18 protein-coding genes are annotated in these 14,400 nt (G+C 33.8%); 13 read left to right on the top strand and 5 right to left on the bottom strand.

Annotation, left to right across the window (positions count from 1 at the left end; genetic code table 11):
- Positions 1–6: 6 nt before the first annotated feature.
- Both AC3ITQ_RS18655 and AC3ITQ_RS18660 read right to left on the bottom strand, forming a co-directional pair.
- Entirely contained in the window at positions 7–240 is a 234-nt protein-coding gene (locus AC3ITQ_RS18655) for a hypothetical protein (RefSeq protein WP_489235642.1), read from the bottom strand.
- Positions 241–500: 260 nt separating this feature from the next.
- Entirely contained in the window at positions 501–1,646 is a 1,146-nt protein-coding gene (locus tag AC3ITQ_RS18660; RefSeq protein ID WP_489235643.1) for a hypothetical protein, read from the bottom strand.
- Between the two features lie 578 nt (positions 1,647–2,224).
- On the opposite strand from AC3ITQ_RS18660, the gene AC3ITQ_RS18665 reads away from it, so the two are divergent.
- Positions 2,225–2,740 (top strand): hypothetical protein, encoded by a 516-nt coding sequence (locus AC3ITQ_RS18665; RefSeq protein ID WP_489235644.1) that lies wholly within the window; start codon positions 2,225–2,227, stop codon positions 2,738–2,740.
- 297 nt (positions 2,741–3,037) lie between these two features.
- On the opposite strand, the gene AC3ITQ_RS18670 is transcribed toward AC3ITQ_RS18665, so the two are convergent.
- Positions 3,038–3,247: a hypothetical protein gene (locus tag AC3ITQ_RS18670; RefSeq protein WP_489235645.1), complete on the bottom strand. Its 210-nt coding sequence runs from the start codon at positions 3,245–3,247 to the stop codon at positions 3,038–3,040.
- Between the two features lie 168 nt (positions 3,248–3,415).
- On the opposite strand from AC3ITQ_RS18670, the gene AC3ITQ_RS18675 reads away from it, so the two are divergent.
- The 4 genes from AC3ITQ_RS18675 (at position 3,416) to AC3ITQ_RS18690 (ending at position 5,859) form a co-directional block, all read left to right on the top strand.
- Positions 3,416–3,955 (top strand): lipocalin family protein, encoded by a 540-nt coding sequence (locus AC3ITQ_RS18675; protein WP_489235646.1) that lies wholly within the window; start codon positions 3,416–3,418, stop codon positions 3,953–3,955.
- Positions 3,956–4,189: 234 nt separating this feature from the next.
- A complete protein-coding gene (locus AC3ITQ_RS18680; protein ID WP_489235647.1) occupies positions 4,190–4,984 on the top strand; it encodes an AraC family transcriptional regulator in 795 nt (264 codons plus the stop codon).
- Positions 4,985–5,070: 86 nt separating this feature from the next.
- On the top strand, positions 5,071–5,502 hold the full coding sequence (locus AC3ITQ_RS18685; RefSeq protein ID WP_489235648.1) for a DoxX family membrane protein: 432 nt from the start codon (positions 5,071–5,073) through the stop codon (positions 5,500–5,502).
- A 12-nt stretch (positions 5,503–5,514) separates the two neighbouring features.
- Complete coding sequence (locus AC3ITQ_RS18690) at positions 5,515–5,859, top strand: cupin domain-containing protein (RefSeq protein ID WP_489235649.1); 345 nt, start codon at positions 5,515–5,517, stop codon at positions 5,857–5,859.
- A gap of 198 nt (positions 5,860–6,057) precedes the next feature.
- On the opposite strand, the gene AC3ITQ_RS18695 is transcribed toward AC3ITQ_RS18690, so the two are convergent.
- Positions 6,058–6,804: a 3-keto-disaccharide hydrolase gene (locus AC3ITQ_RS18695; RefSeq protein ID WP_489235650.1), complete on the bottom strand. Its 747-nt coding sequence runs from the start codon at positions 6,802–6,804 to the stop codon at positions 6,058–6,060.
- A 709-nt stretch (positions 6,805–7,513) separates the two neighbouring features.
- On the opposite strand from AC3ITQ_RS18695, the gene AC3ITQ_RS18700 reads away from it, so the two are divergent.
- From AC3ITQ_RS18700 to AC3ITQ_RS18715, 4 genes are all read left to right on the top strand, one after another.
- Positions 7,514–8,488, top strand: a complete 975-nt coding sequence (locus tag AC3ITQ_RS18700; RefSeq protein WP_489235457.1) for an IS110 family RNA-guided transposase — start codon at positions 7,514–7,516, stop codon at positions 8,486–8,488.
- A 227-nt stretch (positions 8,489–8,715) separates the two neighbouring features.
- Positions 8,716–9,036, top strand: coding sequence for an ArsR/SmtB family transcription factor (locus AC3ITQ_RS18705; protein ID WP_489235651.1), 321 nt, complete (start codon positions 8,716–8,718; stop codon positions 9,034–9,036).
- Positions 9,033–9,530 carry an SRPBCC family protein gene (locus AC3ITQ_RS18710; protein ID WP_489235653.1) on the top strand — a complete coding sequence of 166 codons (498 nt, stop codon included), beginning with the start codon at positions 9,033–9,035 and terminating at the stop codon, positions 9,528–9,530. The genes AC3ITQ_RS18705 and AC3ITQ_RS18710 overlap by 4 nt, the downstream gene beginning before the upstream one ends.
- A gap of 5 nt (positions 9,531–9,535) precedes the next feature.
- Positions 9,536–9,973, top strand: coding sequence for a VOC family protein (locus tag AC3ITQ_RS18715; RefSeq protein ID WP_489235654.1), 438 nt, complete (start codon positions 9,536–9,538; stop codon positions 9,971–9,973).
- 306 nt (positions 9,974–10,279) lie between these two features.
- Here the strand turns inward: AC3ITQ_RS18715 and AC3ITQ_RS18720 are convergent, their stop codons facing one another.
- Positions 10,280–11,293 (bottom strand): zinc-binding alcohol dehydrogenase family protein, encoded by a 1,014-nt coding sequence (locus tag AC3ITQ_RS18720; protein WP_489235655.1) that lies wholly within the window; start codon positions 11,291–11,293, stop codon positions 10,280–10,282.
- A gap of 263 nt (positions 11,294–11,556) precedes the next feature.
- Between AC3ITQ_RS18720 and AC3ITQ_RS18725 the strand changes: the two genes are divergently transcribed.
- The 4 genes from AC3ITQ_RS18725 (at position 11,557) to AC3ITQ_RS18740 (ending at position 14,383) form a co-directional block, all read left to right on the top strand.
- A complete protein-coding gene (locus AC3ITQ_RS18725; protein WP_489235656.1) occupies positions 11,557–11,784 on the top strand; it encodes a DUF2683 family protein in 228 nt (75 codons plus the stop codon).
- Complete coding sequence (locus tag AC3ITQ_RS18730) at positions 11,774–12,079, top strand: type II toxin-antitoxin system RelE/ParE family toxin (RefSeq protein ID WP_489235657.1); 306 nt, start codon at positions 11,774–11,776, stop codon at positions 12,077–12,079. Before AC3ITQ_RS18725 ends, AC3ITQ_RS18730 begins: the two co-directional genes overlap by 11 nt.
- A 91-nt stretch (positions 12,080–12,170) precedes the next feature.
- The gene (locus AC3ITQ_RS18735) at positions 12,171–13,094 is read left to right on the top strand and encodes an SMP-30/gluconolactonase/LRE family protein (RefSeq protein WP_489235658.1); all 924 of its coding nucleotides are present in this window, start codon (positions 12,171–12,173) and stop codon (positions 13,092–13,094) included.
- Between the two features lie 368 nt (positions 13,095–13,462).
- Positions 13,463–14,383 carry a GNAT family N-acetyltransferase gene (locus tag AC3ITQ_RS18740; protein ID WP_489235659.1) on the top strand — a complete coding sequence of 307 codons (921 nt, stop codon included), beginning with the start codon at positions 13,463–13,465 and terminating at the stop codon, positions 14,381–14,383.
- Positions 14,384–14,400 lie beyond the last annotated feature (17 nt).

Here is a 14,400-nt window from a genome sequence, read left to right on the forward strand (position 1 = left end):
AAAAATCTATTCCTTATCCAAATAAGGATTTAAGATTTCGGCTAATTCATTCAGCCAGTAAAAGCAATTTTCTAAATTGGCAATTTCGTTTTGAAGCGTTTCATGTTCTCTCATAACCCCTAAAGCGAGTATATAATTTACTTGTCTTAGTGTCTTAGCCATAGTTTCTGGCTCTATTGTTTCATTGAAAAAATTCATCAGCCTGGTTTCGGCTTCTCTCGAAAGGGTGTCTGCATTCATAATGTGAAGATTTAAGAATAAAAACCCTTATGCGTTAGCAGTCTTACGCTTCTTCACGGCGTCAAAGCCCTTTCGGAACTTTACTACATAGCACAAGGGCAATTTTATTTCGTTCTTAATGTGAAGATTTAAGAACTTCAAATATAAGAAAAATCATTAAAAATATATTCTTTTTCTTACATTATTTATTTGTCCTCATAAAATAAATCCTCTTATGAAACCAACTCCCTTAACCTACTGGGAAGGAAAATCCTTAAAAGCTAATTTAAACTTGGATCAAGAGGAAAATCTTTAATAAGAGTAAAAGAATAAATTTCATCATTCCCTTTAACAACTACTTCTAATCTGTCCAGCCAGCTAGGGTCAACAAAAAATGGATCTCTTTCAAAATTTTGTTCTACAATTTGTTGTTTTAAATCATTGCAAAAAACAGCAAACATTTTTATGAAATTATTTCTGTAATTCTCAAAAGCAGGAATAGCACGAAAATGAAAATTAATTCCTGTTTTTTTTGATAAAGTAATAACCATATCAATATTTTCAGGTCCGGTAACAACTAATTCATCATACTCAGGAAGTGCAACACGTGTGTCGTCACCATTTAATTTTAAAGCATATCCTAATTTTCCTAAAATGTATGAGTAACAATCAGAACAATTTGTATGGTATTCTTTCAGGGCGCCTAGTATATCAGATTCATCAAAGGTCATTTTCTTTTCTCCATTCCACCATAGAAAATATTCCTTTAACTTTTCACCTTCAATTTTTTGACCTTCATTGTCTAAAGTAAAACTATTTGAATCAAAACTTACAAATTCAATTTCTTTTTCTTCATCTTTAATTGTATCTGGATCTGTGGTAGCATAATAAATTAGATCCTCGAATCCTTCGTCTAAAAAATAGTTCTTTAATTTATTTATATAATGTATTGATTCTGATCTATCGAATAATATAACTGCATATTTTTTATAATCGTCAATTACAATTCCATGTGTTTTAATAATTCCTTTTGCAAAAACTTTTTCAATACAAAAACTAGTAGCAAATCTGTCTTTTGATTCTAGTAAAGAGCTTCCATATGAATTTTCAACTGATTTACTTGTTTTTGTTAAAAGCCATTGATTTAATTTACCTATTAACACCAATGAGTTAACCATAAACATTCTTTTTCTCAAAATAACATCTCCTGTTTTTTCATCAAATGTATTGCTGAATTCTTTATTACTACTCAAGAAATCATTGATAACCACAGGCCAGTGTTCAGGAGCATTTGTAAAAAAAGGATCACCTGCTGGTGGAATAGTTTGCTCTATTTTTTGCTCAGGTATTATTCGCTTTCCTGAATTTGTTGTTAATGGAGTTGGTGTAGGCATATCACGTCCAAATAATCTTGAAAAGAAACCCATAATATTATAATTAGTTATAGCTGTTTTTAAATAGAATTTATAAAAAATAAAATGCGATTTTAAATCTTTCGTTTTAGCTAATATAGAAACATTTTCAATTAAAAAAATAAATATTTTATAGAATTCTTTGGATATATTTTTTAAATTCTAAGACCTAAATTTAACAATTTAGGACAATACAAGAAAGCCAAAAATCCCCCGCTCTTCGAAGTGTTCTCATGACAAGCTGCGCAAATGTCTCTGACTTTGCGCTTTTTTTTGCATCTTAGAAATTGTAAACTTGATAAAAGTCTCCTGACTTTTTACGATTAGTTCTTATATTACCTTCATTTATTGCAATCAGAAAACTATTCTAAGAAAATTAGTTTTAAAGTCAGAGACTTTATGAGGTTTCTATTTTTCAATTATATTTGTTTGAAATGGCGCAAAGTCAGAGACATTTGCGCAGCGGGTGCTCAGGAAGACACAACAGGTATGGGACTCACAAAAGATTGTAAGAAACAGCAGGTTGCTTACTTATCCTACTATAACAGCCAATTCAAATTGCTTATTTAACTATTATACAGTTATTAAAAATTATGAGAAATATTTTAGTGCTATTTCTGGTGTTATTTGCAAGTTCATGTAGATTAACGCAGCATTATACAAAGTATATTGATGAAAATCAGTATGGGAGGTTGCATTTGAAAAAAATGAAACTTGAAAAGTCTTTTACAAAAGAAATGTCGGGCAAAATTGAAGCAGATGCTGTGTATTTTAGTTTTTATGAAGATAAAACTATAGATTTAAAGCGGTATAACTATTTGAGATTTTTTAAATCAGGTCAATTTGCTCTTTTTGGTAGTAAAATTAACGAAGTTGATGTAAACGATGTTCAAAAAGCTTCTGTAGTAGGTTATTATAATGTGGTAAATAATGTTTTGTTATTAGAGCTTCCTAATACTTCATTTAGTAAAGCCGGAAAAAGGACAATTAAGAAATTTGAAATAGAAGGTGATATATTGAAGCAGATAAAGAAGAGCAAGAATGAAACAGAAACAATATATACTAAAATAAAAATAAAGGAAATAAAACCAGTTTTACCAGATTGGTAGAATTAAGATGAGTTGAAAATTGAGTTAGTATTGAAATCCAGCTCCACTGCCCCTGCTAACACGAGCGTCTATTTTATAGTATGGAAGCTAGGAAATAATTGTAAATATTATAATTGAATACTTTAAATTAATATTCTTGACCTAAGCGCTTCCAAAAATTCATTAAAATCGCTAATCGAAAAGTCACAATAATAGGGAATACTATGTCGATCCCAAGGCTTCGGGAGGCAAAAATGACATTATAGACAACAGGCGACTGACGAAGTAAATAGCTCTTTAAAATTATAAAAGTTTCTCTTAGTTTTTAAAATTTCCAACTCGTTTGGAATACAAATTATTCCCAAAAATAATCGCTCCCATTACAAATGGTACAAAATGAGAAATTTGCCAGAAAAGAGCTGTTCCCGTTTTTAGTTCTTCGTTTGATGTTTCGAATATACCAAGGCCAATAAAGAATAAGCAGAGAACAAATAGAGCAAATTGAATTTTATAATTTATTTTGATCATGGCGTTTCTGTTTTTTATAAATATAAGAAAAACATCTTAAAAATCTATATTACAATAAACGCCTCAAATTTAAAAATTTTTCAATTGAAACTTTAGCAAAAAATCAGTTTTTGTATTTAGATTTGCCGCTGTAAAAATACCTGAATCATTATCAGCTTTTAAAAATATATGAAAAAAATAATATTTCTAACTCTTTTAGTTTCGCTATTTGCTTCTTGTAACAAGGATGAAAATCCAATTCCGGAACCCTTAACTTTTGACCCAAAATTATTACTTAAAGTCTGGACATACGATACTGTACTAATGGAAGAAATCAATTATGTCTATGATCATAATCCTGATTGCCATAGGGACTATTTTACGTTTAGAAACAATGAAGGCCAGGTATATCAATATGACGAAATCTATTTTACCAATACATATTGCACCGGTAATCAAACATTTTTAACATGGGAACCTGTTGGAAATCATATTAATTTTTATTTCGGAACAACGAAAGTTGATGAGTATAAAATAATTTCCTTAACAGAAGACATTTTTACTTATGCCATCGATAGAGATATCGATAATGATGGTAAAAAAGAACATTTAACCGTTACCGCAATACCATATGATACTTTTAATCCTGTCGAAATTAAAGGTAAAAAGAGCCAGAAACAAAAAACATTTCCGGTAAAATTGCATTTTAACAAAACTGAATTGCCATAGCTCTCAGTATATCATTCTGCATTCCTCTAAATAACACAAAATGAGAGTAGCGCCAATCTTTGTAGAGCTACTTGCTAAGATTTCTCCTTCGTCGAAATAACATACTATACTTAAAAGCATCGTGATTCGCCAATCTTTGTCGAGCTTCTAGTGTGATCCTTCCTTCGTCAGGATGACAAGATTGTGGCTACTGTGCGAAATAATTCTTATTTTTGATATACAATTATCCTCAATATGGTTTCTATAAAAACATTTGATCAGGCGACAGATTTAGAAAATCCGAGACGTGTATTGAAATACGTTTTAGTTTTTTGTACTTCGGGTACAACGACTATTTCTGTGGATGAAAATGAATTTGAATTGACCGAAAACTCCATTATTACCATTACTTCCGGACAAATTCATTATTTCAAAGACATCCAAAATGCCACCGGATTTGTTTTGGAATTTACCTACGCTTTCTTTTGTAAAGATGATAATGATATGGAATTGATTTTCCACAACGGTTTGTTTTGCCATTTTGCAATGAACGAAATGATTACGGTGGATCATCCTGAAATTATTGTTCGGGAATTGGAGGAAATCAGCAAAGAAATAACCAAAACGCCATATCAATATTTGATTTCCATTCACAGCCGAATCGAATTGATTTTGATTGAAATCAACCGCACCAAAATTAATCGCGGCGACGAAATCTACAGACCCGATGCGCTTTTTCTGCATTTTCTGGAAACCACTTTGCAGAATTTCGAAAAGAATTTATCGGTAAACGAAATCGCAACTTTAATTGGTACCACCGAATCTAAACTAAACGAGCTTTCGAAACTCCACACCAACAAAACGGCTCAAAATGTCATCTTCGGATTGGTTATTTCTGAAGCCAAAAGACTTTTTACTTATGAAAAACTTTCGGTGAAAGAAGTGGCTTATGCTTTGGGGTTTAATGATCCATTTTATTTTTCTAATTTCTTCAAAAAACACACGGATATTTCTCCAAAATTATTTAAAGAGAAAGCAGTTAATTCGTAATTACATGCTTTTTCCGGAATTCTCTATTCTTTAGCAATTGTACTTGCAACATCTTTGTATCTCAATAATTACTAACAAATTAGTATATGAAAAGATATCAGGATTATGCGGCTTTTCTTTTGCGCATCGCATTAGCAGCAGGATTTATGTCCGCCGTTTCGAGTCGGTTAGGATTTTGGGGAAGTTATTCTTCGGGCTGGGAAAGTTTTCTGGCTTACGCCGGAAAAGTAAATTCTTTTGCTCCGAAAAATTGTATTCCAACCATCGCTATCTCCGCCACTATTACCGAATCACTTTTGGCTTTACTCCTACTCGTTGGCTATCAAATCCGATTGGCTTCGATTGGCACCGCAATTTTGACTTTGCTGTTTGCGCTTGCCATGACGTATTCTTTTGGCGTAAAAGATCCGCTTGATTATTCGGTATTTGTATTTGCTATGGGCGCTTTTCTTTTGGCTACTATGGAAAATTACAAATGGAGTTTAGATGAAATTAGTATGAAAAATAAAAACAATTAAAATTGAATTACAATGGAAAAACAAATCACAAGAAGCAGTGAAATAAATTGGAAACCTCTTATTGAAGAAGGTGTAAATACGGATGGTATTTATTCAAAGGCATTATCTTTTGATGAAGCCACAAACAGACCCAACGCCTTTTTATTAAAATTTGAAGCTGGCGCTTCGTATCCAAATCACATTCACCCTGCCGGAGAAGAAATTTATGTAGTCGAAGGCGAAGTCCGCTCCGGAAAAGACGAACTTAAAAAAGGTGATTATATGTACATGCCACCCGGAAGTACGCATTCGGTCTTTTCGAAAAACGGTTGTGTATTGCTGTTTAAAGTTCCTGAGGAAGTTGTCATTTTGAAGTAAAAGAGTTTCCACCATATAAGTCATATAAGATAATTTAAGGTTTAGGTTGAGTTTAAAATTTTAGAAATATAAGTGTTGTTGTTTTCTTTGCTATCGCATAGAAATTACTTTAGAAACTCAAAACTTATATGCCCTAAGGTTTTAGCCTGCGCACCAATGCTTAAATTTTCTTATATGACTTATATGGTGGAAAAAAAATTATTTAGCTGGTGTGATAATAATATTGCGGTATTCCACCGGACCGTGGTCTCCCTGAAGGAATATAGGTCCTGGCTCGGCTTCGTTGCAGTCTATCGCTCCACCGGTGATTCCGGGAATATACTGATTGCTGATTACGGTTTTGCCATTAGCAACAAGGGTTACCATTTTACCGATTAGGGTAATATCATACGTATTCCACTCGCCGGCTTCCTTGGCAACCATTTCATTTGGAACCAGAAGTCCATAAATAGCTCCCATTTGATCCAAAGCAGGTTCTAGTCCTTTACCATCCGTTACCTGCACTTCGTAGCGACCGCGAAGATACACGCCGCTATTACTGCCTTTTGGAATACGAAATTCTATATGGAGTTTAAAATCAGTAAATTTATCGTTGGTCGCCAGGTTTACACCCGACTTTGGACTGCGTAAAATACCATTTTCTACTACCCATTGACTCGTTACTTCTGCATGCCAATCTTTTATTGAATTATCCTTGAGAAGATGAATTGGTTTGCCCCAGACTGGCGCAGTAGTACGACGAAGTGTTGGCGCACGAACACCGGTCCAGCTTTGCGTTTTGCCATCAACAGTCTGTAAGGTTCCGGATATTTTTTCACCTTCAATTGTACCTTCTACACGAAGATAGTTGCTTCCCTGCTCCCATTGATGCGGTATTGCAAAACTAAATTTTCCATATTTCAAATGGATTTCTGATATTGGGCGGGCACTGCCTACTACGCACATAAATTGTCCAACAAGCGTTGTTCGACCTGAACGTCTGACTTCAAGCCAGGCTGGTGCCGGTTTTCCGTCGACATCTATTGTTATGTCCCAGCTGCCTTTGAGAGAATCTTTTTCAACTGCATAAAGATTATGGCTGATCGTAGTTATAAAAACGGTAAATAATAAGCTCATTACCCAATTCTTACGAGAAAAATTGGCGAATGATTGGGTTGTGGTTTTCTGATTCATAAAGTTTTTTTTGGAAATTAAAGTGAGTCAATTTACGATAAATATTGATTCGTGTGAATAATCGCTTTCCCACCAAACTTAATTTATCATATAAGTGATATAAGGCAATTTAAGCTTTGGGTTAAGTTTGAAATTTTAGAAAATATAAGTTTGTATTCTTCTCATTTTTTTGTCGTCCTGAGGAACGAAGGATCACACTAGAAGCTCCGCACAGAAATTCCCCAATCTTTGTCGAGTTCCTTTTGTGATCCTTCGTTCCTCCTTTAGATTTGCTTTTTGAAATTTAATTAAATTTATGATTGAGAAAGGAAGCAAAAGTAAACTATTCGTTCCTCTGAGTTTGTGACTCATATCTTGATTAAGACTTTCGCTTCCCTTTCATCAAAGACTCAGATAGAAATTTGGGCTAGAGACCCGTTATCAAGGAGTTGAGCTTATGATGAATTTCTCAAATCATTTGTTGAATCGTAAAAGCAAAGTTATGAAAAACATTATTATTGGCATTGATATCAGCAGTAAGACTTTAGATATCTGTATTAAAAATGAGACAGTAAGCTACTTTTCCATTGAAAATAAAGTACCTGTTATTAAACGTTTCTTGAAAAGCTACTCGGGAGAAAAGGTAATTATAGCTATGGAAAACACAGGCAGATATAATTGGAATCTGTTTGAAGTGCTTGAAAAATTTGATTTTAAAGTTTATGTAATATCAGCTTTACATATCAAAAAAAGTATAGGACTTGTTAGAGGTAAAAATGATAAAATTGATGCTCTTCGCATTTGTAATTTCATCGAAAAAAATCATCAGGAAAGCAGAGAATGGAAGCCAGGTTCTTGTTCGATTAAAAAGATAAAAATACTATTAACCGAAAGAGCTTCAAGAATAAAGATTAAAAAGCAGCTAATAGTGCAGCAGCATGATTACAAACTCATGAAAAGTATTGGCTTAGATAAACAGCTAAAAGACTTAAATATTAAGCTTATTAAAGATATTGACGTCCAAATTAAGATAATAGAAAATGATATTGAAAATATAATCCAAAACCAAGAGAGTCTTAATCAACAACAGAAATTGATTAAATCTGTTCCTGGAGTAGGTCAGGTTTTATCATGGACATTGTTGTCAAAAACAGAAGGATTCACAACTATAACTGATCCTAGGAAAATGGCATGTTACAGTGGAGTAGTTCCTTTTGATTTTCAATCTGGAACATCATTAAAAAGAAGGCCTGGAGTATCAATGCTTGCTGATAAAAATCTAAAAACTATTCTGCATCTGGCAGCGATGAGTGCGGTCCGATCAGATAATGATTTAAGAACATACTACATTAGAAAAGTTGATGAAGGAAAGAATAAAATGAGCGTTTTAAACGCTGTGAGAAATAAAATAATCCATCGAGTTTTTGCGGTAATAAAAAACCAAATCCCTTATCAAAAAGATTTGGTTTTATCATAGAAATCAGGATGACAAGATTGTGCGCCAACTCCGCGCAACTCTCTGAAAGAATCCTTCCTACGCTCTGAAAAAAAAACTTATATGCTCTAACGTTAAAGCCTCCGTACCAATAGTTAAATTGCCTTATATCACTTATATGGTGAAAAAAAGTTACCAAAAATTTGCGAAACCGAATAGTTGCGCTTATATTTGCAACCGATTGGCTTCGTAATTAAACTTTAAACATTATGAGACGAGACATTTTTCAGGCAATTGCTGATCCGACAAGAAGGTCAATTCTAACCCTGATTGCACTACAGGCAATGACACCCAATGCCATTGCGGAGAACTTTAATACAACACGTCAATCTGTTTCTAAACATCTTCGCATTCTTACGGAATGTGATTTAATAAAACAGGAACAGCGAGGCAGGGAAATTTACTATTCACTTGAAATTGAAAAGATGAAAGAGATTGATAAATGGATCAAACAATTCAGAGACATTTGGGAAACCAAGTTTAATCAGCTCGACGAACTATTAGTAACACTAAAAAACCAAAAAAAATGAAAACAGATTTGCTATTTGATTTTACCGTTGATAAACCAGCGAAAACGGTATACATAACCAGAGAATTTAATGCAGAATTGCCGCTAGTTTGGGATGCTTTTACTAAAGCAGAACTTTTAGACCAATGGGTGGCACCAAAACCCTGGTCAGCCAGAACAAAATATATGAATTTTGAAGTTGGCGGTCGAAGATTTTACGCTATGGTAAGTCCGGAAGGTCAGGAACGCTGGGCGGTTCAGGAATTTACTTCTATTAGTCCGAAAACCAATTTTAAAATGTACAACGCGTTTTCAGACGAAAATGAAAACCGTGTATTACCAGGTTCTGATTGGGATTATAATTTTAGCGAAGAAAACGGCATCACAAAAGTGAATATCAGTATTTTTAATGAATCACTGGAACGTTTAGAGATGATGATTGAAATGGGCTTTACAGAAGGCTTTAAAATGTCTGTTGATAACTTAGAAAAGTTATTGGAATCTTTAAAAAAATAGAAATCATGGCAGCTATTAATCCATATATACATTTCAACGGCAATGCCGAAGAAGTCTTTACTTTTTATAAATCGGTTTTTGGTGGCGAGTTTACAACGATTAAGCGTTATAAAGATATCTCAAGTGAACAATATCCAATACCCGAAAAAGAGCTGAACAAAATCATGCACATTGCATTACCAATAAGTCAAGGGAGTAGTTTAATGGCAAGCGACGTTATGGAAGTCATGGGAAAAGTAGATGAAAGTGACAACAGAAATACCATTATGATTACTGCAGAAAGTCAGGAAGAAGCTGATAAACTTTTCAACGGACTTTCAGCAGGTGGCAAAGTTGAAATGCCTTTAAACTTTGGACCATGGGGGAATTACTTTGGAATGTTTACGGATAAATTCGGTGTGCAATGGATGGTGGATTTTGATTCTAATGCTGGGAAAGGATAAGAATGCAGGAGAAAGAATCTCGCAAAGGCGCAGAGTCGCAAAGTTTTATAATTTCACAAAGTTGCACGAAGGAGGCACTGAGATTCGCAAAGTTTTAAAAAAAACTGGCGAAATAATCACGTAAAGGCGCAGAGCCGCAAAGTTTTTTATTTACATTTTGATTATAGCCTACGGTTTCAACCGTGGGAGACGGATTCCAAAAATGCTTTTCGGGCCAATATTGCAAATAAAACACATCGTGAAATACGTTGCGCTTAAAAATAAAAAGCAAGCTTTATCAGCTTGCTTTTTGCTTTATAATTTTCTTTAAAATTTAATCGCAATTTTTCCGATCGTAGTTCCTGATTCTAGTAATTGATGGGCTTTTTTGAAATTAGAAACAGTTAGACCATTCAGCGTAGTTTTTAAAGTAGACTGAATTGTACCATTATCTAATAAATTGGCTAATTCGTTTAAAATATGATGCTGAGAGATCCTATCTTCTGTTTGAAACGTCGAGCGTGTAAACATGGATTCCCAATGAAAGCTGATACTTTTAGTTTTTAACTGAAGAAGATTTACATTTTCGCCTGGAGTACTAATCGAACCAATATGCCCTTGTGGTTTTATCAGTTCCACAAATGCCTGCCAATACTGATTGGCGTCAACCAAATCCAGAATAAAATCGACTTGCTGAAAACCTGCATTGTGAACTTCTTCAATCAAATTTTTATGATTTACTACAAAGTCAGCGCCTTGTTGTTTGCACCATTCTATAGATTCAGGACGTGAAGCTGTAGCAAGTACGGTTAATCCGGCCACTTTTTTGGCCAATTGAATAGCAACTGAACCTACTCCACCAGCTCCGCCAATGATTAAAATGCTTTTGCCTTTATCTTTTTCCGGATTGATTCTAATCCTGTCGAATAATATTTCCCAGGCTGTTAAACCGGTTAGAGGCATTGCTACAGCCTGTTCCATGGAAAGGGATTTTGGTTTTCTACCCACAATACGTTCCTCAATAACTTGATATTCAGCATTGCTTCCTTGTTTGGTTAAATCGCCTGCGTAGAAAACTTCGTCTCCTACTTTAAATAAACTAACCTGATCACCAACGGCTTCTACAATTCCGACAGCATCCCAGCCTATAATTTTTGGCGTTTCTAAAGTCGTTTCTTTGGCACTATTCTGGCGAATCTTAAAATCGACCGGATTAACAGAAACCGCTTCAATTTTAACTAACAAATCATGCGCTCCCGGAATTGGTTTTGGCGTTTCAAATTCAATGAAACTATCTTCTTTATCTATTGGTAATGAGGTTTTAAATCCTATTGCTTTCATCTTTTTTATCTTTTGATTTAAACTAATAACACAAAGATATTCACAAAGAAGGATTTGAGAATTGTACAAATTCGTTATGAATTGGTACATGTTTATCTTTTTTGATTTATTAATATATTGAACCTAAACTGGACTGAAGTCCAGCCCTACAATATTGTGCATTCCTACGGAATTTTTTCTTGTGCAAAAATAACTGGAGTGTTTAACATGCAAATTAGACTTTTGTCTTAACTTTGTTTATCAACTTTAGTAAACTTTAAATCATGCAAGCAATTAATATCACAGCGTATACGGAAGATGCTTCTCAAATTGAAGCTGTAAAAGCTTTTATGAAAGCACTAAAGATAAAATTTGAGATAGCAAATGTAAAACCTTATGAGCTATCTGCTGAACAACAACAAATCTTAGATAGCCAAATTAATTTAGATAAAAATCTATATAAAGATGCTGAAACAATTTATACTGATATAAAAAAGAAGTATGAGTTATAAGATTATTGTCTCTCCTATTGCATTAAAAAATATTGAGGAAGCCGTTGAATATTATGTTTTTAAAGCTAGTAAAAAAGTAGCTTTGGACTTTCTTAATGATTACAAAAAGGTTTATAGAGCCTTACAGATTAATCCATTTTGTCAATTTCACGACACTACTTATCGTTTTCTGCCTTTTAAAAAATTCCCATACATTGCTTTTTTCATTATTGATGAGCTATCTAAAACTGTTTTTCTAAATGCCGTTTTTCATACTTCACAAAATCCTGAAAAGTATCCAACAAGTGGATTTTGATTATAAATCTGTTGAGAAAATTATAAAAACTAAACCTCTCGACTAGCCCGGATAGAAGCTGTTGATAAAGCAACCTTTAAACCTTTTCATTATGAACCACCTCCCACTTAAAATAAAATCAAACCTTCTATTTTTTATTGCTTTTGCTTTTACAAATTTTATACACGCTCAGCTATCAGAAGAGAAAAACCATAACTTAATTGCAAAAGGCGCAGTTCTCACAAAACTATCCGATCAATACAGTTTTACAGAAGGACCGGCTGTAGATAAAAAAGGAAATATTTATTTTACCGATCAGCCTAATAATAGAATAATGAAATGGTCAGTTAATGGCGAACTTTCTATTTTTATGGAAAATGCAGGAAGAGCTAACGGTTTGTATTTTGATCACGAAGGCAATCTTTTGGCTTGCGCCGATGAAAAAAATGAAATTTGGAAAATAGACCAAAACAAAAATTATACTGTATTAGTAAACAACTTTGAAGGAAAAAGGCTGAATGGCCCCAATGATCTTTGGGTGGATCCAAAAGGCGGTATCTATTTTACAGATCCTTTTTACAAGAGAGATTATTGGAAACATACCTCCAAAGAAATAGAGAAAGAATGTGTTTACTATCTGTCTCCGGATAAATCTAAAATTACAAACGTTGACAATGAGCTTATAAAACCTAATGGTATTATTGGAACTTCGGATGGAAAAACGTTATTCGTAGCGGATATCGCGGCAAACAAAACGTATTTTTATACCATCAACAGCGATGGTTCTTTAGGTAAAAAAACGCTGTTTACTGAATCAGGTTCGGATGGAATGACAAGAGACGAGTCCGGAAATATTTACTTAACCGGAAAAGGAGTTACCATATTTAATCCGCAGGGAGAAAAAATAGCTCATATTGATGTTCCTGAACCTTGGACTGCCAATGTTTGTTTTGGAGGAAAAAAACGTAAGACATTGTTTATTACGGCCAGTAAAAGTGTTTATACGATAGAAATGAATGTTCAGGGAATGAAATAATTAATGAAATCGCTCTGATTTCTAAAAATCCCGAAGGAATGACAAATATTGTAGGGCTGGACTTTAGTCCAGTCTAACGTATGATTTGCATTTTTTAATAGCATCTTATGAAAACTAAACCTCTAGCCTAGCCCCGATAGAAGCGGTATCTCCCGATTTAGAAAAACAAGGCTTTTTAGCCGTAGCTTTTGTTAATCGGGAATATAGTGGATAGCGGGACAAGTCGTCTTCAAAATCCTAATCCTTCTGCTCCTAAAAATAAAAACACCCAATTTTAAAGTACACACTTTATAAATAAAACTTAAAATTTCTTTTCCATTTTGAATATATGTAGTTAACTACGTAAATTTGCATACAAATTATTTGTTATGGTATTAGAAAAATCAAAATCATTGGTATTAGGCAATCTTTTGCAGCGTTTGACGGAGAACTTGCGAAAAGAGGCACAGTTATTTTACAAAAGTCAGAATATTGATTTTGAACCGAAATGGTTTCCGGTAATTTATGTGCTTTCTCAGCAAAAGGACATTAGTGTGGTGGAGCTTTCCCAGGAAATTGGGTACTCTCATCCTACTACAATTTCGCTTTTGAAAGAATTAGAGAGAAAGGAACTTATTGGTTCTGCTAAAGATGCCAAAGACGAAAGAAAACGTCTGATCACCCTTACTAAAAAGGCAAACGATCTCATACAGCAATTACAACCTTTATGGGCTGTTATGACACAGGCTTTAGTGGAATTGACCGATACCGAGAATAATTTGTACAAAGCCATAAACGAAGTAAATCAAAACTTAAAAACGAAAAATCTTTTTGACCGAATGACAACTATTAAAGAAATGAACCTACATAATCCTCTAAAAGAAGTAGAAAACGATATTAAAGTAGAAAAAATTGAAGATCCAAAATTAGAATCGATTGCATTTGCGATTAGAAGACAAGTTTTTGTTGAAGAACAAAATGTATCGCAGGAACGGGAATCGATGGATGATGCTGAGTCAATTCATTATCTGGCAACGGTGAATGGTTTACCTGCCGGAGCGGCTCGCTACAGAATAATGGAGAAAGGAGCAAAAATTGAACGTATTGCGGTTTTGAATTCCTATCGCGGAAAGAAAGTTGGAGAAGCAATTCTGAAAAAAATTGTAGAAGATTTACGTAATGAAGACAAAATTTATCTTTATGCACAGGTGAATGCGAGCCCATTTTATATTAAGAACGGATTTAAGCAAACCAATAATTATTTCCTGGATGCCGGAATTGAGCATGTCGAAATGGATTTGGTTAAATAAAAATAGAACAGCATTTC

Source organism: Flavobacterium sp. KH_001, assembly GCF_057840745.1.

Bases quoted from the DNA above. Each gene is read 5' to 3' on its own strand.
- AC3ITQ_RS18660 (WP_489235643.1), bottom strand. From the start codon at position 1,646: ATGGGTTTCTTTTCAAGATTATTTGGACGTGATATGCCTACACCAACT.
- AC3ITQ_RS18700 (WP_489235457.1), top strand. From the start codon at position 7,514: ATGAAAAACATTATTATTGGCATTGATATCAGCAGTAAGACTTTAGAT.
- AC3ITQ_RS18675 (WP_489235646.1), top strand. From the start codon at position 3,416: ATGAAAAAAATAATATTTCTAACTCTTTTAGTTTCGCTATTTGCTTCT.
- AC3ITQ_RS18725 (WP_489235656.1), top strand. From the start codon at position 11,557: ATGCAAGCAATTAATATCACAGCGTATACGGAAGATGCTTCTCAAATT.
- AC3ITQ_RS18655 (WP_489235642.1), bottom strand. From the start codon at position 240: ATGAATGCAGACACCCTTTCGAGAGAAGCCGAAACCAGGCTGATGAAT.
- AC3ITQ_RS18685 (WP_489235648.1), top strand. From the start codon at position 5,071: ATGAAAAGATATCAGGATTATGCGGCTTTTCTTTTGCGCATCGCATTA.
- AC3ITQ_RS18690 (WP_489235649.1), top strand. From the start codon at position 5,515: ATGGAAAAACAAATCACAAGAAGCAGTGAAATAAATTGGAAACCTCTT.
- AC3ITQ_RS18665 (WP_489235644.1), top strand. From the start codon at position 2,225: ATGAGAAATATTTTAGTGCTATTTCTGGTGTTATTTGCAAGTTCATGT.
- AC3ITQ_RS18735 (WP_489235658.1), top strand. From the start codon at position 12,171: ATGAACCACCTCCCACTTAAAATAAAATCAAACCTTCTATTTTTTATT.
- AC3ITQ_RS18695 (WP_489235650.1), bottom strand. From the start codon at position 6,804: ATGTGCGTAGTAGGCAGTGCCCGCCCAATATCAGAAATCCATTTGAAA.
- AC3ITQ_RS18710 (WP_489235653.1), top strand. From the start codon at position 9,033: ATGAAAACAGATTTGCTATTTGATTTTACCGTTGATAAACCAGCGAAA.
- AC3ITQ_RS18670 (WP_489235645.1), bottom strand. From the start codon at position 3,247: ATGATCAAAATAAATTATAAAATTCAATTTGCTCTATTTGTTCTCTGC.
- AC3ITQ_RS18740 (WP_489235659.1), top strand. From the start codon at position 13,463: ATGGTATTAGAAAAATCAAAATCATTGGTATTAGGCAATCTTTTGCAG.
- AC3ITQ_RS18705 (WP_489235651.1), top strand. From the start codon at position 8,716: ATGAGACGAGACATTTTTCAGGCAATTGCTGATCCGACAAGAAGGTCA.
- AC3ITQ_RS18730 (WP_489235657.1), top strand. From the start codon at position 11,774: ATGAGTTATAAGATTATTGTCTCTCCTATTGCATTAAAAAATATTGAG.
- AC3ITQ_RS18680 (WP_489235647.1), top strand. From the start codon at position 4,190: ATGGTTTCTATAAAAACATTTGATCAGGCGACAGATTTAGAAAATCCG.
- AC3ITQ_RS18715 (WP_489235654.1), top strand. From the start codon at position 9,536: ATGGCAGCTATTAATCCATATATACATTTCAACGGCAATGCCGAAGAA.
- AC3ITQ_RS18720 (WP_489235655.1), bottom strand. From the start codon at position 11,293: ATGAAAGCAATAGGATTTAAAACCTCATTACCAATAGATAAAGAAGAT.